The sequence below is a fragment of the Polaribacter reichenbachii genome, from assembly GCF_001975665.1.
In the GTDB taxonomy this organism is placed as follows: Bacteria; Bacteroidota; Bacteroidia; order Flavobacteriales; family Flavobacteriaceae; genus Polaribacter; species Polaribacter reichenbachii.
This window is the reverse complement of record NZ_CP019419.1, coordinates 1,202,865-1,229,464: the sequence shown is the minus strand read 5'-3', so window position 1 is coordinate 1,229,464 and position 26,600 is coordinate 1,202,865. Positions and strand designations below refer to the sequence as shown.

The window sequence follows — 26,600 nt, the reverse complement described above, 5'->3', positions numbered from 1 at the left end:
GAAAATTATTTATCCATTCTAATATGTGGAATACCATCTTCTAAATACTCCTCTCCTATTTGTTTAAATTGATGCGATTCGTAAAATTTCTTTAAATATTTTTGAGAAGAAATTGTAATTAAATCTTCATTAAAATGCTCTTTAATGGCTAAAATAGATGCTTTCATAATTTGATGTCCATAACCAAATTTACGTTCATTTTTAGCTACTACTACTCTACCAATACTAGCATTATCAAAATAATCACCAGGTTTAAAAATACGAGTATAAGCCACAATTTTATCTTCTTTAAAACCGAAAATATGTAATGCTTTTTGATCTTTAAAATCTACATCTTGGTACACACAATCTTGTTCTACCACAAAAACTTCTGATCGTAATTGTAAAATAGAATACAATTCTGTAGTGGTTAATTCTGAAAAGGTTTTAGTATGGAAAATCATTATTTTAAATTTTAAAAAGTTCTCGATACAATTTTGTTAAAAAAACGAAATCACTCGAACTGACAGCTCATTTATTTGTATTTATAAACATAATGTCAGTTCGAGTGAAATTTCTTATTTAGAAGTTTAAGGTAATTAACAAGAAATTTTACCAACTCTATTTGCGTGTCTACCTCCTTCAAATTCAGTATTTAAAAAAATATCTACAAAACCTAAAGCCTGTTGTAAAGACACAAAACGTGCAGGAATTGTTAATACATTTGCATTATTATGTTGCCTTGTTAAAGCAACCAATTCATTATTCCAACATAAAGCAGCTCTAATACCTTGATGTTTATTAGCTGTCATTTGTGCTCCATTACCAGAACCACATAAAATAATACCTAATTCAGCTTTTCCAGACTCAACACAATCTGCAGTTGGGTGAATAGCATCAGGATAATCCATAGAATCGTTAGTATCTGTACCAAAATTTAGAACAGTATATCCTTTTTTTTCTAAATGTTTTATAATTTCGAACTTATATTCAGTTCCTGCGTGATCATTACCAATGGCAATTGTCATAATTTATTGATTTTAATAGTATTGTACAGCGCAAAAATATAGAAAATAGCAGTTATCAACAGTTATAAACATTTAAAAATTATCATTTTTTAATAACTACTTATTTTTAAAGCTTTTAACTGGTTTAAGCAAATGTTAAGAACTTATGATTAAAAATAAGAAACTTTATTTGGTATTATTAGATTTTATTACAATACAAGGAGTTCATTGACATATGCAAATTTTATTTTAAGTTTTTGATAAAAGTTTATCAACATAAAATTTACAATTTGTTTACATAGATTTTAATGTTAACTATTAAGAATTTTAGGTTAATTACTGTTTATAACTATTGTTAATAACTCTAAATTTAAATTGATTTTTAAGCTTTTAAGTTACTTATAAGTTGTCAATGATTTTTAATAACTCAAACTAAAAAATAAAAAGAGAATATTTTATAGTAGCTATTAACACACTACTATAAACATCATTGTTTTTTAAAATTTTTAAAAAGAAAAGTAATTATAATATAGAATGTTAATAACTGTTGAAACTTTTAAAAAATTGAAAATGTAATTTTTTAAAAAGAAAGAATACTAAAAATATAAAATTGGTTTTCGAAGAAAATTTAAACTGCTTTCTTTTCTGCTTCTAAAAGGTAAAGTGTGTCTTTTTGAATTTCTACAGTTTCTTTAGGAGGCATTTCTTTTTGTAAAGAACCGTTAATAATCTGTACGCTAATATAAATTCCGGTAAGGAATATAAGTGCGAATAAAGCGATTATTTTACGTAGATTTTTCATTCTAATACTTTGGTCTTGTTATTATATAGACGTAGTATTTAAGAAAACGTTACAATTTTTTAAGAAAAATTTAAGAAATTACAAAATAAATAGCTTTTTCAACAACTTTAACAACTACTTTACCTGTTTCTATCAATTCTCCATCTGCTTGAATAAAAGGTTTTGAGTTTAAAGGAACTACTCTAATTTCTTTAGTTTTATAGTTTTCAATTTTTTTATGATCTACTATTTAACCAGAAAATTTACAGATTCCAAATATTACCATTAAACAATTGGTTTCTATTATTTTATCATTTAAAACAATTTTAAATATTGATTTTTTATAAAATAACAATCCGTAAATACCTGCTAACAAATAAGAAACAGCACCAAATTTTTTGAGTGATTCTAATTTATTTACAATATATCCATCATAACCCAAACCAGCAACATTATTAAAATAAGTAGTTTTATTTTCGGTTTTTAAAACACCAATATCTTGTAAAATAGTTTTTTTAGATGCTATAATTTCTATTGATTTTTTAATAGAATTCGGAATATTATAAGTCTTTATCCAATCGTTACCTGTACCAAGAGGAATAACTGCAATAGTTATATCCGAAGTTTTTATATATCTTTGCATCATTATTCCGTTAACTACATGATGTAGTGTTCCATCTCCACCAATCGAAATAATATTTCTAAAACCTTTTAGAATTGCAGACTCTACCAATTCAATTTCGTGTTTAGAATACTGTGTAAAAGCAAAAGAATACTGTGTAAAAGCAAAAGAATAGTCTAAATTCTTAAGTTTTAATAATTGCTGAATTTCCTTCCATTGTTTAGAAAATTTCCGATTTCCAGAAGTAGGATTTGCAATTATAAACCAAGAGTTTTTAGCATTAAAGTTCTCTAAATGAGACATAAATAAAATTAAATAAACTACCAAAATACAATAATCAATTGATAACTCTTTTTTAATAAACATTCGTTGTAAAAATTGTATTTTAGTATCAAATAATAAAGAAGTAAGAATTAATGACAAGAAAGAAGAAAAAAATATTTAAGAAAAAAGGAAAAGTAATTAAAGACTTAACTAGAAATATTTTTAAAATTTTAAACGAAGACAGCACAAAATTTTATAATTATAAACAAATTGCTGGCAAATTAGGGATTTCTGATACTGATGGAAAAACCCAAATATTAAAAAAATTAGCAGAATTAACAGCTACCAAAAAAATTAAGGAAATAGATAGAGGTAAATATCAAATTAACGAAGACCGCAAATATTCTTTAGGTACTTTAGATATTACATCTAATGGAAATGGTTATTTTATTTCTGATGATTATGAAGATGATATTTTTGTACCTAATGTTAATTTAGGTAAAGGTTTACATGGCGATATTGTTAGAGTTTATGTGTATAAAAAACGAAGATCTAACAAACTAGAAGCAGACGTTGTAGAAGTTTTAGAACGTGCAAAAACTGAATTTGTAGGTGTTTTACAAAAGAGTAAAAACTTTGGTTTTGTACTACCAGACAGTAATAAAATGTACGCTGATATTTTTATATCAGAAAATAAAATGAATGGTGCAGAACATGGAGATAAAGTGCAAGCTACCATTTTAGATTGGCCAGAAAAATCTAAAAATCCGTTTGGTAAAATCACTAAAGTTTTAGGTAAACCAGGAGATCATGATACAGAAATGCATTCCATTTTATTAGAATACGATCTACCTTATGAGTTTGAACCAGAAGTAGAAAAAGAAGCACAAAATTTACCTATAGAAATTACTAAAGAAGAAATTGCTAAACGTAGAGATATGAGAGGCGATTTAACGTTTACTATAGATCCTAAGGATGCAAAAGATTTTGATGATGCATTATCGTTTACAAAACTAGAAAATGGTAATTACGAAATAGGAATCCATATTGCAGATGTTTCGCATTATTTACAACCTAAAACTATTTTAGATGATGAAGCTTATGAAAGAGCAACATCTGTTTATTTGGTAGATAGAGTAGTGCCAATGTTACCAGAAATGTTAAGTAATGGCGTTTGTTCTTTAAGACCTAATGAAGAAAAATTAACCTTTTCTGCTGTTTTTGAGTTAGATGATAAAGCACAAATTAAAAATGAATGGTTTGGTAGAACTGTAACTTATTCTGATAAACGTTTTGCTTACGAAGAAGCTCAAGTAATTATCGAAAATAAAAATAATATTATTCCATCAAATGTTTCAATAACTGGACAAGAATATACAGTTGAAGAACCCATTGTAGAAGCTACTTTAAAATTAGATGAATTGGCTAAAATCCTTAGAAAAAGAAGAATGAAGCAAGGTGCAATTTCTTTTGATAGGGTAGAGGTAAAGTTCAATTTAGATGAAGAAGCAAATCCTGTTGGTGTTTATTTTAAAGAAGCTAAAGACGCTAATAAATTGATTGAAGAATTTATGTTATTGGCCAATAGAAAAGTAGCAGAATTTATTGGTAAAGGAAAAGGAGGGAAGCCAACCAACAAAACATTTGTTTATAGAGTTCATGATGAACCAGATGTAGAAAAATTAGCATCATTACAAAACATTATTAGCAAATTTGGTTATAAAATTAATACAGATACAAAAGAATCTACTTCAGAATCTTTAAATCAGTTATTAAATGATGTGCAAGGTAAAGCTGAATCTAATATGATAGAAACGTTAGCCATTAGATCGATGTCTAAAGCAGTGTATACTACTCAAAATATTGGACATTATGGTTTGGCTTTTGATTATTATAGCCATTTTACATCGCCTATAAGACGTTATCCAGATGTAATGACACATAGATTGCTACAACATTATTTAGATGGTGGAAACACGCCAAAAGCAGAACTTTACGAAGAAAAATGTAAACATTCTTCTAAAAGAGAAGAATTAGCATCTAAAGCAGAAAGATCTTCTATAAAATACATGCAAGTTAAATACATGCAAGATCATAAAGAAGAAGTTTTTGAAGGTGTAATTACAGGTGTTACTGAATGGGGAATTTACGTAGAAATTACCAAAAACAAATGCGAAGGTATGGTTAGAATTAGAGATATAAAAAGCGATTATTATATTTTTGATGAAGACCAATATGCAATTGTGGGTCAGTCTACAAAACATTTATATCAATTAGGTGATGATGTAAAAGTAAAAGTAAAAAACACAGATTTAGAACGTAAACATTTAGATTTTTATTTAATAGAGGATTAATAAATAGACACGATGATTTTAACCACAACAAATAACATAGAAAATTTTAAAATAGTAGATTATTTAGGTATTGTAACAGGTACTGCTTACGATTCTAGTTATACTTCTAATGGTACAAGAATGTCTTTTAAAGATATGTTTAGCATGTCTAAGTATTATGAAAAATATACTTTAGGCTTAGAGTCTATAAAAGAAAAAGCATTTCAAAATTTAAAAGATAATGCTACTAAATTAGGTGCAAATGCAGTTGTAGGTATTCAATTAGATGTAGAACCACTTGCAAATTCATCAACTTTATTAGTATCTATAACAGGCACAGCAGTTAAAGTAGCTTAAAAAATTAACAAGAATTATTTATAGTGTCGTGTTAATTTTTAATCTTTACCACAATAAATAAAACAAAATGTCTTTATAGTGGTATGCTTATTGATTTAAGTGTAATAATCAAACCTTAAATAAAATGAAAAAAATAATATTTATATGTGTTTTAATGATGAATTTATCATTTGTAGCACAATCTACCGTAAGTAAAAATTTAGGAGATTTTTCTACACTAAAAGTTTATAATGGTATCGAATTAGAGTTGATAAAATCTAAAGAATCAAAAATAGAAATTACAGGACAAAAATCTGAAAAAGTTAAAATAAAGAACGTTAATAACACTTTAAAAATTTCTTTACCATTTTCTTTAAAACCAGAAAATAATGCCGCAAATGGAGAGGTTTTAGTAAAATTATACTATTCTAAAGATATAGATACTATAGATGCTAATGAAGGTGCAACTATTACAGGTAAACAAATTACACAAAATCATTTAGAAGTTAAATCTCAAGAAAGAGCATTTATCAATTTGGTAGTTAAAGTGAAGCATTTAGAAGTTAAAACTACTTCTGGAGGAATTATTAAATTAACAGGTACTACTAAAAACCAAACTGTAGATGTAGATTTATACGGTATTTACAATGGTTTTGACTTAAAAGCAACTGCAAACTCTACTGTAAAAGCGGGTACAGGTGCAAAAGCAGAAATTTTAGCTGGCGAAACTTTAAATGCAAAAGTAAGTTTTGGAGGTTCAATCTTTTATAAAGGGAATCCTGAGGTGTTAAAAGATAAAAAAGTAGTAGGAGGTATTATACAAAAAAGAGATTAATAGAATCCTTTTTGTATCTTTGTTATATTAAAAATTAGAAAAAATGAATACTTTAAATATATATTTATTAGGAATGCCAAGTGGTGGTTCTTGGATTATTATTGCAATTGCAATTTTATTATTGTTTGGTGGTAAAAAAATTCCTGAGTTAATGAAAGGTTTAGGTGGCGGAATTAAGGAGTTTAAAAAGGCTTCTAAAGACGAAGAAAAAGAAGAAAAATTAGAAGAAAAAAAGTAATTTTTAAAACCATTACTTTATAAAATTATAAAAGCTCAATTTGATATTTCAAATTGAGCTTTACTTTTTTTAATGATAAATGTCCCCCAACGCTTACCATTATTTTTACATACTTCAAATGTAAAAAAAATATTTACCTAATTTTTAAAAAAGCTCTAAAAGGGTTGTATAATGGGGTTTTGGGATAAATGGGAAGCTTTTAAAGTATAAATTTTTCGATTTCTTTTTTCTTAATACTTCTAGAAACAGGAATTTTAATATCTATTTTATCAGAAATTAAAAAATAACCTTTTGCATTACCAGAAATAGATTTAATATGTTTGGTATTAACTATAAAAGATTTATGACATTTAAAGATATATGGATAGCCTTGTATTTGATTCAATATTTTAGATAAAGTATTTCTCAAAACAATTTCTTTTATTCCTTTACTTGTATTTACAAAAAAGCTAGCATAATTACCGGCAATTGTTATGTAAATTAAATCTGCTATTGCAATGCTTATATTTTCTTTATTGTTCTCAGAATATATAATTATGCTTTTTTCTTTTTTAGTAAAAACACGTATCTTTCTTTTAAATCGAATTACTTTTTCGTTTACAATAACAAAAAATAAGATAGAAATAAGTGCAAGACTAGAGGAATACTTATAAAATAATACAAAACTTAACTTTAATAAATTAAATTCATCTTTATAAACTCCACTAAAAAACCACAAAATATAACTGTAAATCCATAGAAAACAAAAGAGTACAATTAGAAAAGATGCTACAGATAATTTTTTATAATTTGTTTTATCTAAAATTAATAAAAGTAAATAAGGTACTATAAAAGTTAAAGAACCCATTACTAAACTATAACCAAATAAGGTTTCTTTTAAAACATCTAAATTAAAAGGTTTAAATAAGTTTAAAAAGATAAAAACAAATGCCCCATGCAATGCAGTTAATGCAAGTTTGTTAGTAATATAGGCTTCTAGATTAAGCTTTCTTTTAAATAATTTTATAATTGGTTTAATCAAAGATGTAAATTTTTAATTAAAATGGATAAACTAAGTTAAAAAAAAGCGCAAAATAATCATTTTGCGCTTTTTTAGTTTTGATTAAAAGTCTTTTTTAATCAATCTTTTTAGGTTTTGCATTTTTCATAGCTTCACCTATTTGATTACTGGCTGTAAAACTTGCAACCATATCATTTAACATTTGGCTACCAGCTTGTGGCGAGTTTGGTAATAAGATTAAATTACTATTCGTTTCTTGACCAATAGATTGTAAAGTATCATAATGTTGCGTTACAACGATTAATGCAGAAGCTTCCTGGCTATTAATACCAACTTTATTTAAAACTTCTACAGACTCTTCTAAACCACGTGCAATTTCACGTCTTTGGTCTGCAATACCTTGTCCTTGTAAACGTTTACTTTCTGCCTCAGCTTTTGCACGTTCTACAATTAAAATACGTTGTGCATCACCTTCAAATTGTGCAGCAATTTTTTCACGTTCAGAAGCATTAATTCTGTTCATAGATTCTTTTACTTGCGCATCAGGATCTATATCTGTAACTAATGTTTTAATAATATCAAAACCATAATCAGACATTGCATCATTTAATTCTGATTTAACTGCAATGGCAATATCATCTTTTTTAACAAAAACATCATCTAATTTCATTTTTGGTACTTCTGCTCTAACTACATCAAACACATAAGAAGTTATTTGATCATGAGGATAATCTAACTTATAAAAAGCATCGTAAACCTTATCATAAATAACTTTATATTGCACTGATACTTTAAGTTTTACAAATACATCATCTAAAGTTTTAGTTTCTATAATTACATCTAATTGCTGAATTTTTAAACTCAATCTACCTGCAATTCTGTCAAAAACAGGAATTTTAAATCTAAGACCAGATTGTCTGATGGCATTAAATTTACCAAATCGTTCTACTATAGCAGCTGTTTGTTGTTTAACTGTAAAAACTGAAGCGAAAATTATAACTGCAATTAATACAATTATTAAAGGATATATAGATATCATAGTTAAAAAGTTTAAGAGTTAATAATCAATTTAATGTAAAGATACTGATTTCATTAAGTACCTATTAGACGTTATTCTTAGAAATTGTTACAGTTTATATTGATTATCAATAAAAAACCCTGAAACAATTAATTTCAGGGTTTGTAGGTTTTATTGTAAAGATTATCTTTCTTGTTTCTCTTTTGGAAATACTTTGTAGATTTTTTTATTGTATTTAATCCATTTTTTATATTGTTTTTCTGATAAAAGAGTCTTCATAGTTGTATCTAATGCTCTATCTTCTTTTCTTAAAGTATCAGAAATTGGTTTTAAATTATTTGCCATTTCTAATCTAACTTTTGTTTGACCAGAAAAATCACCAGAACTAGCTACTTTTTTCTGATAATTATCAATCATTTCTTTGGTGCTTTTTAAAGTAAAACTATTTATTCTTCTAATATCTTTTATTTCCTTATTGTAAGTTGTTAAAATACTTGAAAACTTTTTACCTTGATCTGAAGATAATTTTACGCCAGATTTTTTAGCCGCTTTTTCTATATCATAAACAACAATTCCTAAATATCTTTCAATTTTAAAATCTGGTTTTGCAGCTCTATCTGGTGTTTGCATCATCTGATTTTGACGCTGATTTCTCATTCCATTATTATACTGACTATAACTTGCTAGACTTGTAAAAACAAAAATTACAATGATATATTTTTTCATTTTATTGATTATTATTTATTTAATAGTGCTGTAATATAACTATTTAATTCTTTTACTTTTTCTTTAGTTTGTTCAATATTATCAGTTTTAACCTTAATTTTTCTGGTGTAACCAATATAATCTAACCATCCTTTAGAACGTATTTTTCTTCTTTTTGTTATTACTTTAAAAAGCGTGTCTTTTTTTAGTTGATGAATTTCAGAAACAGCATCCTTTAAAACAATTTTAGGATATAGTTCTTTGATAATTTTCTTAGCCATAAAAAAATGTCCTGTTGTGTTTGGATGAATTCCATCAAGAATAAAAGTACTATCTGTTTTAATTTTTTTAATGATGTTAAGTTCGTTATTTAAATATTGATGAAGATCAATAACCTTAATATCATTTAAAGATTTAAGCCAATCTGAATAATCTTTTAAAACAGCATCGTAATTATAATATGGATTTTTATAAGATTGAGATTCGTTTTCTTTAGACAATTTTGCTTTGATAGGGTCTTTATCAAATGGAGTAGGAGTTAGCAAAATTAATTCTGATCCTGAATTTTCTACTGCTTTTATTAAGTTGATAATACCCGTTTTATAATTGTTAAAACGTGTGCTATCTTTTTGAGCATAGATACCATCATTTATACCATAACAAGAAATAACTAAATCTGGTTGTACTTTTAATAATGCACTTTTTAATCTAGAATGTAAATGAGGTCTTTTAAAAGGATGTTCTTTTTCAGAATCGCCAGAAACTGTTTCGCTAGACAAGCCAATGCTAATAATATCTAGAGTTTCTTTAGGATAATTTTTACGCAGATAGTATTCTAAAAAATCGACATATTTACCATATTGAGTAATGCTATTACCTAAAATTAGCACTTTTTTATTATGAAGTTTTAAAGTGTTTTCTGATACTTTTTTACCACAAGAAATAAATACACTTATAGTTAAAAGTAAAAGAAAACACCTAAAACCTTTCATTTTTATAAATTTTCTACTGCGTTTTCTAATCTTAAAATAGTTTCCTCTTTACCAATCATTGCAACAATATCGAATAAATGAGGTCCTGCTAATTTACCAACTAAGCATAAACGTAAAGGTTGCATTACTTTGCTGTAACCAATCTCTTTACTAGTCATCCATTTTTTAATTTCTATTTCTGTATTTTGAGATGAAAAATCTTCGATTTGAGAAATTACAGGAATTAATTCTTTTATTAAGTCTGTAGTACCTTCTTTCCAACTTCTCTTTAAAGATTTAGAATCATATTCTTGTGGTGTTTCAAAAAAGAAAGTAGCTAATCCCCAAAAATCATCAACAAAAACAGCTCTTTCTTTTACAGTAGAAACTATTTTTTTAACATCTTCTATATTTTTATTAATCCCTTTTTTTTCTAAAATAGGCATAAATAAATTTGCTAATTCTGCATCATCTTTGGTTTGCATATATTGTTGCTGAAACCACTTTGTTTTATCAAGATTAAATTTTGCACCAGCTTTATTAACACGTTCAAAATCAAATTTTTGAGTTAATTCTTCTAAAGAAAAAATTTCTTGTTGTGTACCAGGATTCCATCCTAAAAAAGCTAACATATTTATAAAAGCATCAGCAAAATAACCATCTTCTTTATAACCTCTAGAAACATCTCCTGTTTCTTCATTGGTGTATTCTAAAGGAAAGACAGGGAAACCTAATTTATCTCCATCTCTTTTACTTAATTTACCTTTACCAACTGGTTTTAAAATTAATGGTAAATGTGCAAATTTTGGAACCTCCCAATCAAAAGCTCTGTATAATAATACGTGTAATGGCATAGAAGGTAACCATTCTTCACCTCTAATTACGTGACTAATTTCCATTAAATGATCATCAACAATATTTGCTAAATGATAGGTTGGCATTCCATCAGATTTAAATAAAACTTTATCATCTAATGTATTTGTTTTAATACTAATTCTTCCTCTAATTTCATCTTGCATATACAAAATTTCACTTTCAGGAATTTTAAAACGAATTACATATTTTTCACCAGCATTAATTCTTTTTTGTACTTCTTCTTCAGATAATACTAAAGAGTTTACTAGTTTACCTTCTTGTCTATTTTGCCAGTTATAGATAAACATTTTTCCTTTAGAGGCATAAAAATCTCTTTGAGCAGTTAACTCTTCTGGAGTATCAAAAGCATAGTAAGCTCTACCTTTTTCTAATAAAGTATCAGCGTATTTTTTGTAAAGATCTTTTCTTTCAGATTGTCTGTATGGTCCAAATTTTTCGTTCTTTCCAGGTCCTTCATCAAAAGGAATATTACACCATTTTAAAGCGTCTATAATATATTGCTCTGCATTTGCAACATAACGTGTTTGGTCTGTGTCTTCTATTCTTAAAATAAAAGTACCATTGTGTTTTTTGGCAAATAAATAATTATATAAGGCAGTTCTTACACCTCCAATATGTAAAGGTCCAGTAGGACTTGGTGCAAAACGCACACGAACATTAGATTCCATTCTCTTTTGATTTTAAACAGCAAAGATACTTTACTATATGCATAAAAAAAAGCCTTAACAAAAGGCTTTTAATTTATTATTTTTTAAAGTTTAAAACCTAAAATTTCTTATAAATACCTACACTTAATGCAACTTGTTTAGCTACATTGTTACCAAAAAATGCAGCTGGTAAACTTGCAGTAACTCCAAAATCTTTTGTGAATTCTCCAATTGCTTTTATACCTACAACTCCATATTCTTGATTGTTTATATATAATGAAGTTAACAAATTTTTATCTGGTAAATTAATTTCTCCATCTTTAAAAGATTTCTCAATATCTAGAAAACCAATTAACCAAAATTTATCTCCTAGTTTTTTACCATATTCTCCACCAAATTTAAAGTTATTAGAATAATTATTAGTTCTAATTTTTGCACCTATAAAAGATTGTAAATAAGAATTATTAAAACTTGTACCTGCTAAAAACAGGGGAGTAATCGTAAATGCATCATAGCCAGTTCTTATACCAGAATTTTTATAAAAAGAACTTGTATTTGTTTCTAGAGATAATTGCCCAGATAACAACCAATCTTTTTTATAAAAATTGTGTTTTAGGCTAATTTCAATATTTCCTAAAGCAGTTTTTGTTTCATTTATGGTTTCTGTACAATCTCCAAAACAATCAATTGCAGGATCTATATATTTTAAATCGTTTATAGAAATTAATTTTAAAGGTACGTTTACAATTAGAGTTGTATTATTTGTTAGTCCATATTCTGTATAGAATTGCAAAGTATTATCAGATATTTCTCCATTTATAGAATAATCAGGATCACCAAAAAAGTTGTCATAATTAGGTATTGTTGTAAAAGAAAGTTGAGTGTAAAATTTTCCTTTTTCTTGTGTCCATGGACCTTGTGAAAATGCAGAAATAGTAATCAGTAAAAATAGTAATTGGGCTAATTGTTTCATTTATTTAGGTGTTTATAAAACGTTAGTTGTATTAACTTAAGTTTTCTTACAGAATTGATTTAACAATTATTTTATGGATGATAGTTGCAAATAACGTACTTTTATTTGTTGATTATGACAAATTTCGAAAACATACAGCACAAATTAAATCAGTTTGCTCGAAAATTTTACACCAGTGAATTGATAAAAGGAACTATTCTATTTTTTTCCTTAGGATTTTTGTATTTCTTTTTTACGCTGTTTTTAGAATATTTTTTGTGGTTAAAGCCCACTGCAAGAACTATTTTATTTTGGTTATTTATAATTGTTGAACTTTTTTTGCTGATCAAATTTATTGCTATTCCTATTTTTAAATTGATAGGTTTTAGAAAAGGAATTTCTTTAGAAGAATCATCAAGAATTATTGGTGCTCATTTTCCAGAAGTAGGGGACAAGCTTTTAAATGTTTTACAACTTAAAGAAAGTGTAAATCAATCTGATTTAATTTTAGCGAGTATCAATCAGAAATCTGCAGAACTAAATCCAATACCTTTTGTAAAAGCGATAGATTTTAAACAGAATTCAAAATATTTGAAATATGCAATTATTCCTATTTTAATTTACGTAATAAGTTTGTTTACCATTACAAATGGTTCTTTAACTCAGAGTTTAGACCGAGTTGTAAATCATAGAACTGCTTATAATCCTCCAGCACCATTTTTATTTTCTATTGCAAATAAAAGTTTACAAGTTATTCAAGGAAAATCAATTACTATAAATGTAAATACAATAGGTAATGTAAGCCCAAATGAAGCAAAAATAATTTATAATAATCAACAATATTATTTGCAAAATAATGGCAATTCATCTTTTTCTTATGTGTTTACAGATGTTCAAGAACCCATTAATTTTTATGTAGAAGCAAATGGAATTCAATCTCAAGATTATAAGATTCAAGTAATAGGTACACCAACGATTCATAATATTTCTTTAGATTTAAGTTACCCAAAATATTTAGGAAGAAGAAATGAAACCATTCAAAATTCTGGAAATTTAATTGTTCCAGAAGGCACAAATATTACTTGGTTAGTAGAAACGAATCAAACAGATAGTTTGGCGTTTATCAGTAAAAATAAAAGCGATTCTTTTTCTAAAATTTCTGCGGATATTTTTGAGTACAAAAAACAAGTTAGAAATGCTTTAAATTATCAAATATCATCATCAAATAAAAACCTAAAAAATTACGAGAATTTACAATTTTCTGTGGATGTTATTAAAGATGAATTCCCATTGATTTCTGTAACTTCTAATATTGATAGTATTACTAGAGGTGTTGCTCAATTTGCTGGTCAAATTTCTGATGATTATGGTTTACGAAAATTACATTTGGTTTATTATGATGTAAATAACCCTGATAAAAAAGAGTTATTTAATCTTCAAATAACCAATCAAAATATACAAACTTTTTTTTATCAATTTCCTGACGGATTAAATTTATCTAAAGGAATTAATTATGAATTATATTTTCAAGTAACTGATAATGATTATGTTAACGGAAATAAATCAACAAAAAGTAAAATTTTTAATTACAGACAACATACAGAAGATGAATTAGAAGATCAACTTTTACAAGAACAAAGAAATACTATTAACGATTTAGAAAACTCTGTTCAGAAACAGAAAAAGCAACAAGAACAATTAGAAAATATTCAACAAGAATTACAGAATAAGAAAAACATTAATTGGAACGATAAAAAGAAGGTAGAAAGTTTTATTAAGCGTCAAGAGCAATACAAGAAAATGATGCAAAGACAAACAGATCAGCTTCAAGAAAACTTAGATGAAAAGCAAGAAAAAGACGAATCTTTACAAGAAAAAAAGGAAGATTTAAAAGAGCGAATTGAAGAACTTAAAAAGTTAGAAAAGCAACAAAAATTGTTAGATGAAATTCAGAAAATGGCAGATAAACTAAACAAAGAAGATTTAGTTAAAAAAGCCAAAGAATTAGCACAACAAAACAAACAACAACAGCGTAGTTTAGAGAAGACTTTAGAAATGGTAAAACGTTTTTATGTTGAACAAAAAACAATGCAGATTGCAAATAAAGTAGAAGAGTTATCTAGAAAACAATCTGATTTAGAAAAGCAGGAAGACAATTCTTTAGAAGCTCAGAAAGACATCAAAAAAGAATTTGAAGACATTAAAAAAGAATTGGAAGAACTCAATAAAGATAATGAGAAATTAAAAGATCCAATGGAATTGCCAGATGTTGAGGAAGAAAAAAAGGATATAGATAATGAGCTTAAAAAATCCGAAGAAAATTTAGAACAACAAAATTCTAAACAAGCAAAACAAAGTCAAAAAAAATCTTCTAAGAAGATGAAAGAGATGAGTGCTAAAATGCAAAAATCTATGATGGATATGCAAGCTGAATCTATGGATGAAAACATTGAAGATTTGCGTAAGATTTTAGAAAACTTGGTTATATTTTCTTTTCAGCAAGAACAATTAATGGATAAGTTTAGTGAAACTTCTACCACACATCCAGACTTTGGTAAAGACTTAAAAAAGCAAAATGAAATAAAAAGATACTTTGAACATATAGATGATAGTTTGTATGTTTTGGCAATGCGTGTTCCTAAAATTTCTACTAAAATTCAAGACGATCTTTCTGCTGCACATTATAATTTAGATCAATCTTTATATAATTTTTCTGAAAATAGGTTTAATAACGGAATTTCTAATCAACGTTATGTAATGACAGCTACTAATAATTTGGCAGATTATTTGAGCAATATTTTAAATAATATGCAGAATAATATGTCAATGCAAATGGGCAAAGGAAAACCAGGAAAAGGACAAGGTTTTAGTTTACCAGATTTAATTAAAAAGCAAGAAGGTTTATCTAAGAAGATGAAAGACGGAATGAAAAAAGGTGATGAAAATGGTAAAGGTAAAGAAGGGAATAAACCAGAAGCAAATGGTAAACCAGGAGAAAAAGGAGAGAAGGGTAGCAGTGGAAAAGGTGGTAAATCTGGTGATGGTAAAAACGGAGAAAAGAATGGAGAAGGTGAAGGTTCTAATGATGATTTAGATGGAGAATTGTATGAAATTTTTAAACAACAATCTCAACTAAGACAAGAACTACAAAATGCAATTAAAGAAAGCGAAAACGGAAATGAAGGTGGAAATGGAAATGCTAAAAAAGCATTAAAATCTATGGAGGAATTAGAAAACGAAATCTTAGAAAAAGGTTTCAATTCTGGTACACTTCAAAAAATGCAAAACCTGAATTACGAATTATTAAAACTAGATAAAGCTGCTTTAGAACAAGGTAAAGATAAAAAGCGTCAATCGAATGTTAATCAAAAAGAGAACAATCGTAATAAAGTAAAAGCCTTAGAGTTTAAAAAGCAGTTTTACAATCAAATAGAGATATTAAATAGACAATCACTACCTTTGCAGCAAAATTTTAAAAATAAGGTCAGAGTCTATTTTTCTGATCCTAAAAAAGGTTAAAATGTATAGAAAGTTTATCTTATTAATTGTGTTAGTTTATACAACTGTTTTACATGCAAATAATATTACTTTTAATAGTATTGTTATTCCAAAAGAATATAAAACAGAAAACACGTTTTCAGGAGATTTATCAGACACAGATTCTTTTCATTTAATTTTTACTAAAAATAAAAAAATGAAGAACTTTAAAGTATTTTCTTATTTATTTGATGGTAATGAAGTTGTTGAATTACCAAGTTTAAATAATGAAAAATCTTTTGGTTTAGTGTCTTTTCATAAAAAGAATAATGTCTTATCTCTTATTTTGAGCTATTCAATTAAAAAGAAATCATTTATTAAATCTGTAGAATATAATCTTGATACAAATGAGAAAAATGAATCAGAAGTGTTTTCTCATGATGACTTTGTTACTTCTATAAGAACTAAAGATAAATCAATTTTAATATATAAAACTGATGATGTTTTTAAGGTTACTTCTTTTATTGGTAATAGTAAACCAGAAACCAAAGAGTTGGTTTTAGAAGATAACTTAGAAGTAAAAAGTTTTTTTGAAAACGAATCTGTTACATCTATAAAAACTGATGAGTTTGTTGCTAATGGAGCTACAAATAAAGTAAGATTATATTTCGAAAACAATACGTTATTTTTTACTAGAGATTCTGATGAACCTTTTAATGTAAATCTTGTAGGTATTTCATTAAATAACAAAAAATCAAATACTACTCAGTTATTAAAGTTTAATTTAAATGAACCTATATTAAAGCCTACATTTTTTATTTTTGAGAATGCTAATGGAGAAAAATTTAAGAAAGCAACTTCTTTTTTCACTAAAGAAAAACTTTTTCAATTAGCAGTTTCTAAAAAATCTGGTTTCTTAAATATTTCTGATATTAATACAGGTAAATCTTTAAATACTATTGTTTTTGATGATTCTCTTTCTAGTAGTATAAAAGGAAACTCTGAGTTTCAAGGAATAGAAAATTTTTTAAAAAACGCAGGTAAAAATAAATACAATCCAACTGTTACAGCTAATAAAACGAATTCAAATAAAATTAGAATTCGAGTTGATTATGTAGATATTTCTTATAACTATAATTATAATTGGTGGTGGCATCATCAACAGTTTATGTGGCATATGCAACAACATCAAATGCATATTCAACAAAGTATTCAAAGAAGTATACCTTCAGGTTTTGGTCCTAGAGTAGTTGATGAAAGCTTCTTTGATAATGCTACTATATTTAAAAATAAACGATTCTTTGAGTTATTAATTGATATTGATGGTAATTTATTAGATGAAGATTTACCAGCTTCTTTTTATAAAGAAATTGATAAAAAAGAATACATAGACAAGTTAGATGATATTAGTAATTTTAAATACGAATCTAGTTGTTTTTTAAAGTCAAGTTTTCGTTTTATAGCTTATGATATCAAATTAAAACAGTTTACAATTCAAACAAATAAATTATAATGATAACGTTTAATTACGAAACAGACTTCAAATTAAAAGATGAAAAATCTTTAGAGAACTGGATCAATAAAATTGTTATTGATAAAGGTTTTGAATTAGGAGAAATCAATTATATTTTTTGTGATGATGTTTATCTTCATAAACTTAATGTTGAGTTTTTAGAACACGATACTTTAACAGATGTTATTAGTTTTGATAATTCTTTAGGTAAACTTATTAATGGAGATATTTATATTTCTGTTGAAAGAGTTGAAGACAATGCCAATGATTTTAAGGTTTCTTTTGATGATGAATTACACAGAGTAATGATTCATGGTGTTTTGCATTATATGGGTTTTAAAGATAAATCCGAAGAAGAAAAAGAAGAAATGAGAAGTGAAGAAAACAAAGCTTTATCATTATTTAATTTAGAAAAAAAGTAAAAAGTTTCACGTGGAACTATTATAAAAAAATGAGTTTATTTTCAACAACATACGATGTTATTGTAGTAGGTGGAGGTCATGCAGGAAGTGAAGCTGCAGCTGCAGCTGCAAATATGGGTGCACACACTTTATTAATTACAATGAACTTGCAAAACATTGCGCAGATGAGTTGTAATCCTGCTATGGGTGGAATTGCAAAAGGACAAATTGTAAGAGAAATAGATGCTTTAGGAGGTTATAGCGCTATTGTTACAGACAAGACAGCTATTCAGTTTAAAATGCTAAATAAATCGAAAGGACCTGCTATGTGGAGTCCAAGAGCGCAATCTGATAGAATGCAGTTTGCAGAAGCTTGGAGAACGATGTTAGAGCAAACTGAAAACGTAGATTTTTATCAAGATTCTGTAAACGGATTATTATTTGATGATGATAAAATTATAGGTGTTAAAACAGCTTTAGGTTTAGAAATAAAAGCAAAGACAGTCGTTATAACAGCTGGTACTTTCTTAAATGGATTAATCCATATTGGAGAGAAAACTTTTGGTGGAGGTAGAGCAGGAGAAGGAGCATCAACTGGAATAACAGAAGACTTAGTTGCTAAAGGTTTTGAGTCTGGTAGAATGAAAACAGGAACTCCTCCAAGAGTAGATGGTAGATCTTTAGATTATTCTAAAATGTTAGAACAACCAGGAGATGAAAATACTGAGAAGTTTTCTTATTTACCAGTAACTAAAAATTTGGTGAAACAACGTTCTTGTTACTTAACGTATACTAATCTAAAAGTACACGAATTATTAAAAGAAGGCTTTGATAGGTCTCCAATGTTTAATGGTAGAATTAAATCAACTGGGCCAAGATATTGTCCTTCTGTAGAAGATAAAATCAATCGTTTTGCAACTAAAGAAAGACATCAAATTTTTGTTGAACCAGAAGGATGGACAACTTGTGAAATGTATGTAAATGGGTTTTCAACTTCTTTACCAGAAGATATACAAGACAAAGCAATAAGAGCTATTGAAGGTTTCGAAAACGTGAAGTTTTTAAGATATGGTTATGCAATAGAATATGATTATTTTCCACCAACGCAATTAAAACATTCTTTAGAAACTAAGTTAATTAAAAACTTGTTTTTTGCAGGTCAGATTAATGGAACAACAGGTTATGAAGAAGCAGCTGCTCAAGGATTAATGGCAGGTGTAAACGCAGCTTTAAAAGTGCAAGAAAAAGAACCTTTTATTCTAAAAAGAAACGAAGCGTATATTGGTGTTTTGGTTGATGATTTAATTACAAAAGGTACAGAAGAACCTTATAGAATGTTTACTTCTAGAGCAGAATATAGAACATTATTAAGACAAGATAATGCAGATTTAAGATTAACGCCTAAAGCTTTTGAACTTGGTTTAGCTTCAAAAGAAAGAATGGATCGTGTTTTAGAAAAGCAAAGAAAAACAGATTTATTAATTCAGTTTTTAGAAAAAACTAGTGTTAAGCAAGAGGAAATAAATCCTATTTTAGAAGCTAAAAATTTAGCTTTAGTAAATCAATCCATGAAGCTTTTTAAAATCGCTGCAAGACCACAATTAAGTTTTTCTGATTTTAAAAATGTTAAAAAACTAAGTGCGTTTTTAGAAGAGAATTCAATTGATAAAGAAGTTATAGAACAAGCTGAAATTCACTTAAAATATTCTGGATATATTGCGAAAGAAAAGAACAATGCAGATAAGTTAAATCGTTTAGAGAATGTAATGATTCCTTCTAGTTTTAATTATCAAAAAGTAAAATCTTTGTCTTTTGAAGCTAGAGAAAAATTAAGTAAAATTCAACCAACTTCTATTTCTCAAGCAAGTAGAATTAGCGGAGTTTCACCTAGTGATATTTCTGTTTTATTAGTTTATATGGGTAGATAATTTATCTGTAATTTTATAGATGTTCCTCGTGGAACAAAATATAAATTACTAAAAAAAAACTGAATATTTAATTCCTGCTTAGGCAGGAATTTCAATTTTAAGATGATTAGAAATGAATAAGAAAATCGATTTTTATAAAGATTTAAAACCTTTTTTAGAGTGTAAAGATTTTACGGTTTCTGGTGAAGTTTATCAGGTAAAAAAGAATGAGGAGTTTGATATGTTAGTTACAGTTCCTATTCCTGAAAATTTAGGAGATTATTATAAAAGCGAAGATTATATTTCTCATACCGATTCTAAAAAATCGTTGTTTGATAAAGTATATCAATCTGTAAAAAACATCACCTTAAAAAGAAAACTAAAGCTGATGAATTCTTTTACAACTTCATCAAAAAATATTTTAGATGTTGGTGCAGGAACAGGAGATTTTTTAAAAGTTTGTGCAAATAATTCTTGGAACGTTTACGGTACAGAACCAGATATTGGAGCCAGAAATATTGCTTTAAAAAAAGGAATTACTTTACAAGAAGATTTATCAACATTTAAAAATAATCTGTTTGATGTAATTACCCTTTGGCACGTTTTAGAACATGTAGAAAATTTAGAAGAATATATTACAACCTTAAATAATTTGCTTTCAGAAAAGGGTAGGTTGGTAATTGCAGTGCCAAATTATAAAAGTTACGATGCAAATTATTATCAGCAATTTTGGGCAGCTTTTGATGTTCCAAGACATTTATGGCATTTTTCTCAGAATTCAATTTCTAAATTATTTGCTAAAGAATATATGCTTGTAGAAAAAACTTTACCAATGATGTTTGATGCTTATTACGTTTCTCTATTAAGTGAAAAATATAAAGTAGGTGCAATGAAACCAATTTCTGCATTTTTAAAAGGATTCAAATCAAATTTAAAAGCAAAAACAACAAAAGAGTATTCTTCTTTAATTTATGTACTTAAAAAGAAGTAAAATTAAGTTTTAAATAAGTTATAATCTATTTTGTTTGTAAATTGATAGATTTACCTTACAAAAAAAAGAAAACCCCTTAAAACGCAAGTTTTAAGGGGTTAAATTATAGTTATAAATTATAGTTATTTTAATAATTAATAGATTTTAGTTATTTAATAAATAAACACCTAAAAGGTTAATGATAAAATAGACAGCTAAGCTCATTGCTCCTGGATAATCTTTTGCGAGACGTTGCCCAATGAGCATAAAAATTAAACTGATTGCAGAAAGCTCTAAACCTAGTAAAGCAATTTCTTTGGCTTCAGAAATATAAATTTGAAAAACCCCTGTTATCATTAAAACAGATGCAATTATTTCTATTACTAAAAGAATAGTTAATAATAAGGGAACACTATTTTTTAAAGGCGAGTTTTTAAAATGATCTTTTATAAAAGAAACATTTCCTTTCCAATCTAACAACTTTTCAACAGAAGATAGAATAAAAGTTATTATTAAAAATAAGAGTATTAAAACCTCTGTTGGATAGTTGGATAAAAACTTCATCTAATTATTTACTAGTAATCTTTTTTAAGAAGTTTTTTACTCTTGCTGTAGCTTCCTTAATTTCTTCTTGAGCGTCTTCCGCAAAATCGGCTAAGTGTTCTGCTGCTTCATGAGCAAATTCTGATCCTTTTTCAGAAATAATGTCAAAAGCTTCTTTTGCATCATCTGTAAATTCAGTGGCCTTTTGTTTTACTTTTTCTATATTTTCATCAGTAAAAGTTTCATTGATTTTTTCTTTTGCACCATCAATTACATTTTTAGCTCCGTCTTTAATTTTAGCGGTACTATCTTTTGATTTTTCACTAAAATTTTGTGCATTCTCTTGAGTTGGTCTGTGATATAAATTACCTTTTTTATACAACATAATATTCTGATTTATAGTTAATTAATTATTTATTAAATTTATTTAAAAGCCTGATCTACAGGTTCCCAAAGTTCTATTTTATTACCTTCGTTATCTAAAATCCAGCCGAATTTACCATATTCAAATTCTTGCATTTCTCCAACAATAGTAACACCTTCTTTTTTTAATTCTGATAACAATTCTACTAAATTTTCGACTCTATAATTAAACATAAAGTCTTTTTTTGAGGGTTCAAAATAATCTGTTTTCTTGGCAAAAGGACTCCATTGCGTAGAAGCGTCATTACCTTGTTTATCTTTCCACCAAAAAGTAGAACCCCAATCGTCAGTATTAAAACCTAAGTGCTTTTTGTACCAATCTTTCGCTGCTTTCGGATCATCAGATTTAAAAAATAAACCTCCAATTCCTGTAACTCTATTTTTCATATTTTATTTCTTTTTTAAGGCAGTTTCGTAAGTATTTATCCATTCATCAACAGATATTTTACGTACTAATTCTGCAATTAATTCATAAGGAATTTCGGCTAACTTTTTAAAACGCACACAACTTTTACCCATATCTAATTTACGTTTACAATGCTTTGGGTATTCAGCAACAAACCAATCGTAAATTTCTTTGTTTGCATAAATACCAGAATGATAAAAATTAACCGAATTTTTTTGCGATGCAAAACTCATAAAAGGTAAAGGTTCTTTTGGGTTGCAATGATAACCATCTGGATATACAGAATGTGGCACGAAATAGCTTATAAAGTTGTATTGCATACCTTCTTCAAAGCCTTCAGGTAAATTATCTTTTATAGTTTTACGTAATTTATGTAAAGTTTCTTTTCGTTCTTCTGGAACCTGAGAAATATAATCTTCGGGTGAATTTGCTTTGTATTGCATCTTTTTAATTTTTACGTTGTAAAATAATTCCAGAAATCAATGAAATTATAAAACCAATAATAGTTACCAAAATTAGCATAAAAATAGCAGCTGTTGTACTTGTCATTTCTATAATTTCTTTTTCTCTACCTTGTGCTATTAACTTTTGTTCATAGTCAGTAAAAAAGGACGGATTTATAAATTTAGTGTAAATAAAATCTGCAAAAGCAACTCCTATTGCTACTAAAACAGAGATTAAAAGACCTATTTTAATTGCTTTTCCTAAAGAAATAAGTCCATCATTTTCTTTATCTCTGTAATGTTTTATCCCAAAAAATATAAAAGAAAGAGAGAGAAATATAGATATATAACCTAATATTTCATTGGTAGAATTTTGTAGATTTTCTACACCAAAAAAGAGATGTAGAGAGAAAATAATAAACCCTACTAAAAGCCCATAAGAGCCAAATTTTAAAACTGTACTTTTCATCTGATAATAAAATTAAAATTAATCAACCGAAAGTAAAAAATGAATGTTATTTGGTAATCATACTAAAGTACCAAACATACATTTAAAGGTTAAAAATATAAAAATTTAAATGATTTTATACGCTTTTGCTATCTGAATTGCTTGTGTTCTTCGCTTTGCATTTAATTTAAGTAGTATATTGGAAACGTGTGTTTTAATGGTGCTTTCAGATACAAATAAATCGTTAGCAATTTCTTTGTTAGATAAACCTTCTGCTATTTTTTGTAAAACTTCATATTCTCGATTACTAATTTCTAACTCTTTAATTTTTTTCTGATTAATTACTGAGGATGAAACAACTGGTTTTTGAAGACTTTTTTTATGGATAAATATTCCGATAAAAAAGAACACAATTGCAATTAATCCTATAATAATTTCGAGTTGTAAATCATTAGATATTAAAGCGTATTTACTAAACTGAAAAAGAAGAAGAATTGCTAGAATTAACAAGCTAAAAACAAGTACTGTTTTTTTCATTTTAGCAAGTTAACAAAATTCTGCTTTTATTTTATTTACAATGGTTTGTGCTAATCTTTCTTTGCTTTCTATTGTCCAGCCAGCAACATGAGGAGATAAAAGCACATTCTCTGAATCTATTAAATATTGAAAAGCATCAGGCATTTTATCATCAGAAAATAAGTTTTCGAAAGACGATTTTTCATATTCTAAAACATCTAATCCAGCACCTAAAACTTTACCTGTTTTTAAAGCATTAACTAAATCTTTGGTAACTACAGATGTTCCGCGTGCAGTATTTATCAACCAAAAATTCTTTTTAAAATTATTGATAAATTCTGCCTTTATCATATTTTTAGTAAGCTCAGTTTGTGGTGTGTGTAAACTTAAAACATCAGCATTAGCTTGTAATTCTGATAAAGAAACTTGTTGGCAATTTTCATCACCAACATTAGGTTTTATGTCGTAACAAATTACATCAACATCAAAGCCACGTAATTTTTTTGCGAACGATTTACCCATATTTCCATAACCAATTAAGCCTACAGTTCTTCCATCAAGTTCAATTCCTCTGTTTGCTTCACGCAACCATTTTCCATTTCTAACTTCATTATCAGCTTTGTTTAGCTTGTTAAAAAGTGATAATAACATACCTAAAGAATGCTCGCCAACTGCATTTCTATTGCCTTCTGGAGCAGCAATTAAAGCAATGTTTTTTGATGTTGCATAATCGCAATCTATATTTTCTAAACCAGCACCAACTCTACCAATAAATTTTAAGTTAGTGGCTTTGTCTAAAAATGATGTATCAATTTTAAATCTACTTCTGATGATAAAACCATCATACAAATGAATTTTAGCCTCGATTTCTTGTTTAGACGAAGTATAATCTTCATCATTTGTAAAACCTAAATCATTTAATTGATTTATTAAAAGTGTGTGGTTTGTGTCTAGGTGAAGAACTCTCATAGTTATTTTTTAATTCCTTTTAATCTTAATATTCTATCAAATAAATTATCATTAAGTTTTAAATAAAATTCAGCATATTTTACAAAATCATTTTTGGCTTTTTTAAGAATTCTTGAACATTGTTTTTTACCATATGGAAACGGATAAAACGAATTTTTCTTTTTATTCTTGATAATATTTATGTACCTATTGATTGAAATAAAATATCCTTCAAATTCATCAATTTCGAAATTATACTTTTCTCCTATATTAATTTCAAAATATGATTCTCCTCTTGGATCTAGTTCGTTAATACTTCTTATTTCAATAAACTTATCTTGTTTTTGATAGATTATTTTAGACTCAATTAATTTAGTAAAAGTTTTTATTTTGATAAAACCATTTTCTAGAAATAAATTATCAAAAACTTCTGACGATATTTCTAAAAAGATTTTTTGACAATCTGAATGAGATAGTTTTTTTTGAAGAAAATCAAACATCAACTTATTTTTTCGAAGCTAATTCCTTCCCTTTGGTAAGGTTAGGAATGGGCTTTAATACTGCTCTTTATCATTAGGAAAATCTCCAGACTTTACATCATCTACATAACTTTTAAAAGCACCAGTCATATCAGCAAATAAATCTAAATACCTACGTAAAAAACGAGGATTAAATTCGTGTGTCATTCCAATCATATCATGGGTAACTAAAACTTGGCCATCAACACCATTTCCTGCTCCAATTCCTATAACTGGTATAGAAATAGATTCTGCAACTTTTTTAGCCAATGCTGCAGGTACTTTTTCTAAAACAATTGCAAAACAACCTATTTTTTCTAGCATTAAAGCATCTTCTATTAATTTTTCTGCTTCTTGTTCTTCTTTAGCTCTTACAGTATACGTTCCAAATTTATAGATAGATTGTGGTGTTAATCCTAAATGCCCCATAACCGGAATTCCGGCATTTAAAATACGTTTTATAGACTCTTTTATTTCTTTACCACCTTCTAATTTAATAGAATGAGCACCAGATTCTTTCATAATTCTAATTGCAGAACGTAAAGCTTCTTTTGGGTCTGATTGATAACTACCAAAAGGTAAATCTACAACAACCAAACATCGATCAATGGCTCTAACTACAGCACTTGCATGATAAATCATTTGATCTAATGTTATAGGTAATGTTGTTTCATGACCAGCCATAACATTAGAAGCAGAATCGCCAACTAAAAGAACATCTAAACCTGCTTTATCTAAGATCTTTGCCATTGTATAATCGTAAGCAGTTAACATAGAGATTTTTTCTCCATTTGTTTTCATATCTACCAAAGATTTTACAGTAATTCTTTTGTACTGTTTTTTTGCTGTCGACATATTTTTTAGGTTTTTAGACTTTGGTAAAAGTAAGAAATAAAAGCAGATATTTAACCCGTTAATGTTTCGTTAATATAGTTTTATTAACTATTGTAAATCAATTATTTAATTAAATTTAGGCTTTTAAATTAAATTTAAAATGCAAAAGATTATAACTTATTTAGTAATTCTTATTTTTTCAATTAAAATTACTGCTCAAGAAAAATCTACCTCAAAAGATAATCTAGAGTATTCAATAAAAATTAAAAAAGTAATAGAAACTTTTTTTGAAGGTTTGCATAAGGGTGATAGTACTTTACTTAAAACAACAATTCATAAGGACATTAAAATTCAAACAACTTTTACCAATAAAAAAGGGAAAAATATTTTAAAAACTGAAACTAAAAAACAGTTATTAACAGCCATTGCTAATAAAAAACCAGAACATATTTATTTAGTAAAATTACTTTCTTTTGATATTAAAATTGATGGTAATTTGGCATCTGTTTGGACGCCTTATGAGTTTTATTTTAACAAAAAATTTAGCCATTGTGGTGCCAATTCTTTTCAATTATTTAATAATAATGGTAATTGGCAAATCATCTATTTGGTTGATATGAGAAGAACGGAAAGTTGTAAAGGCTTAAAAGATAAAAAATAGCATTATCTTTGATTTTTTAAAATTTAAA

29 protein-coding genes are annotated in these 26,600 nt (G+C 27.0%); 10 read left to right on the top strand and 19 right to left on the bottom strand.

Annotation, left to right across the window (positions count from 1 at the left end):
- Positions 1-5 precede the first annotated feature (5 nt).
- The 4 genes from BW723_RS05070 to BW723_RS05060 all read right to left on the bottom strand — a co-directional run bounded on the left by BW723_RS05070 (position 6) and on the right by BW723_RS05060 (position 2,755).
- A complete protein-coding gene (locus BW723_RS05070) occupies positions 6-443 on the bottom strand; it encodes a GNAT family N-acetyltransferase (RefSeq protein ID WP_068361365.1) in 438 nt (145 codons plus the stop codon).
- A gap of 135 nt (positions 444-578) precedes the next feature.
- A complete protein-coding gene (gene rpiB, locus BW723_RS05065; protein WP_068361368.1) occupies positions 579-1,007 on the bottom strand; it encodes a ribose 5-phosphate isomerase B in 429 nt (142 codons plus the stop codon).
- A gap of 607 nt (positions 1,008-1,614) precedes the next feature.
- Complete coding sequence (locus BW723_RS17830) at positions 1,615-1,788, bottom strand: hypothetical protein (protein ID WP_169835732.1); 174 nt, start codon at positions 1,786-1,788, stop codon at positions 1,615-1,617.
- Between the two features lie 229 nt (positions 1,789-2,017).
- Positions 2,018-2,755 carry a diacylglycerol/lipid kinase family protein gene (locus BW723_RS05060; RefSeq protein WP_068361371.1) on the bottom strand — a complete coding sequence of 246 codons (738 nt, stop codon included), beginning with the start codon at positions 2,753-2,755 and terminating at the stop codon, positions 2,018-2,020.
- A 50-nt stretch (positions 2,756-2,805) separates the two neighbouring features.
- On the opposite strand from BW723_RS05060, the gene rnr reads away from it, so the two are divergent.
- The 4 genes from rnr to BW723_RS05040 all read left to right on the top strand — a co-directional run bounded on the left by rnr (position 2,806) and on the right by BW723_RS05040 (position 6,395).
- Entirely contained in the window at positions 2,806-5,007 is a 2,202-nt protein-coding gene (gene rnr / locus BW723_RS05055) for a ribonuclease R (protein ID WP_068361374.1), read from the top strand.
- Positions 5,008-5,019: 12 nt separating this feature from the next.
- A complete protein-coding gene (locus tag BW723_RS05050; RefSeq protein ID WP_068361377.1) occupies positions 5,020-5,343 on the top strand; it encodes a YbjQ family protein in 324 nt (107 codons plus the stop codon).
- Positions 5,344-5,467: 124 nt separating this feature from the next.
- Positions 5,468-6,157, top strand: coding sequence for a head GIN domain-containing protein (locus BW723_RS05045; protein WP_068361380.1), 690 nt, complete (start codon positions 5,468-5,470; stop codon positions 6,155-6,157).
- Positions 6,158-6,200: 43 nt separating this feature from the next.
- Positions 6,201-6,395: a Sec-independent protein translocase subunit TatA/TatB gene (locus BW723_RS05040; RefSeq protein ID WP_068361385.1), complete on the top strand. Its 195-nt coding sequence runs from the start codon at positions 6,201-6,203 to the stop codon at positions 6,393-6,395.
- Between the two features lie 199 nt (positions 6,396-6,594).
- On the opposite strand, the gene BW723_RS05035 is transcribed toward BW723_RS05040, so the two are convergent.
- From BW723_RS05035 to BW723_RS05010, 6 genes are all read right to left on the bottom strand, one after another.
- Positions 6,595-7,416: a LytTR family DNA-binding domain-containing protein gene (locus tag BW723_RS05035; protein ID WP_068361388.1), complete on the bottom strand. Its 822-nt coding sequence runs from the start codon at positions 7,414-7,416 to the stop codon at positions 6,595-6,597.
- A 94-nt stretch (positions 7,417-7,510) separates the two neighbouring features.
- Entirely contained in the window at positions 7,511-8,434 is a 924-nt protein-coding gene (locus tag BW723_RS05030; protein ID WP_068361391.1) for an SPFH domain-containing protein, read from the bottom strand.
- Between the two features lie 162 nt (positions 8,435-8,596).
- Positions 8,597-9,139 (bottom strand): hypothetical protein, encoded by a 543-nt coding sequence (locus tag BW723_RS05025; RefSeq protein ID WP_068361393.1) that lies wholly within the window; start codon positions 9,137-9,139, stop codon positions 8,597-8,599.
- Between the two features lie 11 nt (positions 9,140-9,150).
- Positions 9,151-10,110: an SGNH/GDSL hydrolase family protein gene (locus BW723_RS05020; RefSeq protein WP_068361396.1), complete on the bottom strand. Its 960-nt coding sequence runs from the start codon at positions 10,108-10,110 to the stop codon at positions 9,151-9,153.
- Between the two features lie 2 nt (positions 10,111-10,112).
- Positions 10,113-11,633 carry a glutamate--tRNA ligase gene (gltX, locus tag BW723_RS05015; protein ID WP_068361399.1) on the bottom strand — a complete coding sequence of 507 codons (1,521 nt, stop codon included), beginning with the start codon at positions 11,631-11,633 and terminating at the stop codon, positions 10,113-10,115.
- Between the two features lie 97 nt (positions 11,634-11,730).
- Positions 11,731-12,585, bottom strand: a complete 855-nt coding sequence (locus BW723_RS05010) for a hypothetical protein (RefSeq protein WP_068361403.1) — start codon at positions 12,583-12,585, stop codon at positions 11,731-11,733.
- 318 nt (positions 12,586-12,903) lie between these two features.
- Here BW723_RS05010 and BW723_RS05005 point away from each other — a divergent pair, with 318 nt between their 5' ends.
- From BW723_RS05005 to BW723_RS04985, 5 genes are all read left to right on the top strand, one after another.
- Positions 12,904-16,083: a DUF4175 family protein gene (locus BW723_RS05005; protein WP_227431567.1), complete on the top strand. Its 3,180-nt coding sequence runs from the start codon at positions 12,904-12,906 to the stop codon at positions 16,081-16,083.
- A 1-nt stretch (position 16,084) separates the two neighbouring features.
- A complete protein-coding gene (locus BW723_RS05000; protein ID WP_068361409.1) occupies positions 16,085-17,554 on the top strand; it encodes a hypothetical protein in 1,470 nt (489 codons plus the stop codon).
- A complete protein-coding gene (gene ybeY, locus BW723_RS04995) occupies positions 17,554-17,976 on the top strand; it encodes an rRNA maturation RNase YbeY (RefSeq protein WP_068361412.1) in 423 nt (140 codons plus the stop codon). Before BW723_RS05000 ends, ybeY begins: the two co-directional genes overlap by 1 nt.
- Positions 17,977-18,005: 29 nt before the next feature.
- A complete protein-coding gene (gene mnmG, locus BW723_RS04990) occupies positions 18,006-19,883 on the top strand; it encodes a tRNA uridine-5-carboxymethylaminomethyl(34) synthesis enzyme MnmG (protein WP_068361415.1) in 1,878 nt (625 codons plus the stop codon).
- 112 nt (positions 19,884-19,995) lie between these two features.
- Complete coding sequence (locus BW723_RS04985; protein ID WP_068361421.1) at positions 19,996-20,853, top strand: class I SAM-dependent methyltransferase; 858 nt, start codon at positions 19,996-19,998, stop codon at positions 20,851-20,853.
- Positions 20,854-20,997: 144 nt separating this feature from the next.
- Here the strand turns inward: BW723_RS04985 and BW723_RS04980 are convergent, their stop codons facing one another.
- The 9 genes from BW723_RS04980 to panB form a co-directional block, all read right to left on the bottom strand.
- Positions 20,998-21,396, bottom strand: a complete 399-nt coding sequence (locus BW723_RS04980) for a DoxX family protein (protein ID WP_068361424.1) — start codon at positions 21,394-21,396, stop codon at positions 20,998-21,000.
- Positions 21,397-21,400: 4 nt separating this feature from the next.
- Positions 21,401-21,760 (bottom strand): hypothetical protein, encoded by a 360-nt coding sequence (locus tag BW723_RS04975; protein ID WP_068361427.1) that lies wholly within the window; start codon positions 21,758-21,760, stop codon positions 21,401-21,403.
- A 38-nt stretch (positions 21,761-21,798) separates the two neighbouring features.
- Positions 21,799-22,185: a VOC family protein gene (locus BW723_RS04970; protein WP_068361430.1), complete on the bottom strand. Its 387-nt coding sequence runs from the start codon at positions 22,183-22,185 to the stop codon at positions 21,799-21,801.
- Between the two features lie 3 nt (positions 22,186-22,188).
- The gene (locus BW723_RS04965; protein ID WP_068361434.1) at positions 22,189-22,647 is read right to left on the bottom strand and encodes a DUF1801 domain-containing protein; all 459 of its coding nucleotides are present in this window, start codon (positions 22,645-22,647) and stop codon (positions 22,189-22,191) included.
- A 4-nt stretch (positions 22,648-22,651) separates the two neighbouring features.
- Complete coding sequence (locus BW723_RS04960; protein WP_068361437.1) at positions 22,652-23,116, bottom strand: DUF4199 domain-containing protein; 465 nt, start codon at positions 23,114-23,116, stop codon at positions 22,652-22,654.
- A gap of 105 nt (positions 23,117-23,221) precedes the next feature.
- Positions 23,222-23,632: a response regulator transcription factor gene (locus tag BW723_RS18090; protein WP_068361440.1), complete on the bottom strand. Its 411-nt coding sequence runs from the start codon at positions 23,630-23,632 to the stop codon at positions 23,222-23,224.
- A gap of 9 nt (positions 23,633-23,641) precedes the next feature.
- Positions 23,642-24,580 (bottom strand): 2-hydroxyacid dehydrogenase, encoded by a 939-nt coding sequence (locus BW723_RS04950; RefSeq protein ID WP_068361443.1) that lies wholly within the window; start codon positions 24,578-24,580, stop codon positions 23,642-23,644.
- A gap of 2 nt (positions 24,581-24,582) precedes the next feature.
- Complete coding sequence (locus BW723_RS04945; RefSeq protein ID WP_068361446.1) at positions 24,583-25,059, bottom strand: hypothetical protein; 477 nt, start codon at positions 25,057-25,059, stop codon at positions 24,583-24,585.
- 54 nt (positions 25,060-25,113) lie between these two features.
- Positions 25,114-25,932, bottom strand: coding sequence for a 3-methyl-2-oxobutanoate hydroxymethyltransferase (gene panB, locus BW723_RS04940; protein ID WP_068361450.1), 819 nt, complete (start codon positions 25,930-25,932; stop codon positions 25,114-25,116).
- Between the two features lie 139 nt (positions 25,933-26,071).
- Here panB and BW723_RS04935 point away from each other — a divergent pair, with 139 nt between their 5' ends.
- Positions 26,072-26,572, top strand: coding sequence for a nuclear transport factor 2 family protein (locus tag BW723_RS04935; RefSeq protein ID WP_068361453.1), 501 nt, complete (start codon positions 26,072-26,074; stop codon positions 26,570-26,572).
- Positions 26,573-26,600: the final 28 nt, after the last annotated feature.

Bases quoted from the DNA above. Each gene is read 5' to 3' on its own strand.
- BW723_RS05070 (WP_068361365.1), bottom strand. From the start codon at position 443: ATGATTTTCCATACTAAAACCTTTTCAGAATTAACCACTACAGAATTG.
- rpiB (WP_068361368.1), bottom strand. From the start codon at position 1,007: ATGACAATTGCCATTGGTAATGATCACGCAGGAACTGAATATAAGTTC.
- BW723_RS17830 (WP_169835732.1), bottom strand. From the start codon at position 1,788: ATGAAAAATCTACGTAAAATAATCGCTTTATTCGCACTTATATTCCTT.
- BW723_RS05060 (WP_068361371.1), bottom strand. From the start codon at position 2,755: ATGTTTATTAAAAAAGAGTTATCAATTGATTATTGTATTTTGGTAGTT.
- rnr (WP_068361374.1), top strand. From the start codon at position 2,806: ATGACAAGAAAGAAGAAAAAAATATTTAAGAAAAAAGGAAAAGTAATT.
- BW723_RS05050 (WP_068361377.1), top strand. From the start codon at position 5,020: ATGATTTTAACCACAACAAATAACATAGAAAATTTTAAAATAGTAGAT.
- BW723_RS05045 (WP_068361380.1), top strand. From the start codon at position 5,468: ATGAAAAAAATAATATTTATATGTGTTTTAATGATGAATTTATCATTT.
- BW723_RS05040 (WP_068361385.1), top strand. From the start codon at position 6,201: ATGAATACTTTAAATATATATTTATTAGGAATGCCAAGTGGTGGTTCT.
- BW723_RS05030 (WP_068361391.1), bottom strand. From the start codon at position 8,434: ATGATATCTATATATCCTTTAATAATTGTATTAATTGCAGTTATAATT.
- BW723_RS05025 (WP_068361393.1), bottom strand. From the start codon at position 9,139: ATGAAAAAATATATCATTGTAATTTTTGTTTTTACAAGTCTAGCAAGT.
- BW723_RS05020 (WP_068361396.1), bottom strand. From the start codon at position 10,110: ATGAAAGGTTTTAGGTGTTTTCTTTTACTTTTAACTATAAGTGTATTT.
- gltX (WP_068361399.1), bottom strand. From the start codon at position 11,633: ATGGAATCTAATGTTCGTGTGCGTTTTGCACCAAGTCCTACTGGACCT.
- BW723_RS05010 (WP_068361403.1), bottom strand. From the start codon at position 12,585: ATGAAACAATTAGCCCAATTACTATTTTTACTGATTACTATTTCTGCA.
- BW723_RS05000 (WP_068361409.1), top strand. From the start codon at position 16,085: ATGTATAGAAAGTTTATCTTATTAATTGTGTTAGTTTATACAACTGTT.
- ybeY (WP_068361412.1), top strand. From the start codon at position 17,554: ATGATAACGTTTAATTACGAAACAGACTTCAAATTAAAAGATGAAAAA.
- mnmG (WP_068361415.1), top strand. From the start codon at position 18,006: ATGAGTTTATTTTCAACAACATACGATGTTATTGTAGTAGGTGGAGGT.
- BW723_RS04985 (WP_068361421.1), top strand. From the start codon at position 19,996: ATGAATAAGAAAATCGATTTTTATAAAGATTTAAAACCTTTTTTAGAG.
- BW723_RS04980 (WP_068361424.1), bottom strand. From the start codon at position 21,396: ATGAAGTTTTTATCCAACTATCCAACAGAGGTTTTAATACTCTTATTT.
- BW723_RS04975 (WP_068361427.1), bottom strand. From the start codon at position 21,760: ATGTTGTATAAAAAAGGTAATTTATATCACAGACCAACTCAAGAGAAT.
- BW723_RS04970 (WP_068361430.1), bottom strand. From the start codon at position 22,185: ATGAAAAATAGAGTTACAGGAATTGGAGGTTTATTTTTTAAATCTGAT.
- BW723_RS04965 (WP_068361434.1), bottom strand. From the start codon at position 22,647: ATGCAATACAAAGCAAATTCACCCGAAGATTATATTTCTCAGGTTCCA.
- BW723_RS04960 (WP_068361437.1), bottom strand. From the start codon at position 23,116: ATGAAAAGTACAGTTTTAAAATTTGGCTCTTATGGGCTTTTAGTAGGG.
- BW723_RS18090 (WP_068361440.1), bottom strand. From the start codon at position 23,632: ATGAAAAAAACAGTACTTGTTTTTAGCTTGTTAATTCTAGCAATTCTT.
- BW723_RS04950 (WP_068361443.1), bottom strand. From the start codon at position 24,580: ATGAGAGTTCTTCACCTAGACACAAACCACACACTTTTAATAAATCAA.
- BW723_RS04945 (WP_068361446.1), bottom strand. From the start codon at position 25,059: ATGTTTGATTTTCTTCAAAAAAAACTATCTCATTCAGATTGTCAAAAA.
- panB (WP_068361450.1), bottom strand. From the start codon at position 25,932: ATGTCGACAGCAAAAAAACAGTACAAAAGAATTACTGTAAAATCTTTG.
- BW723_RS04935 (WP_068361453.1), top strand. From the start codon at position 26,072: ATGCAAAAGATTATAACTTATTTAGTAATTCTTATTTTTTCAATTAAA.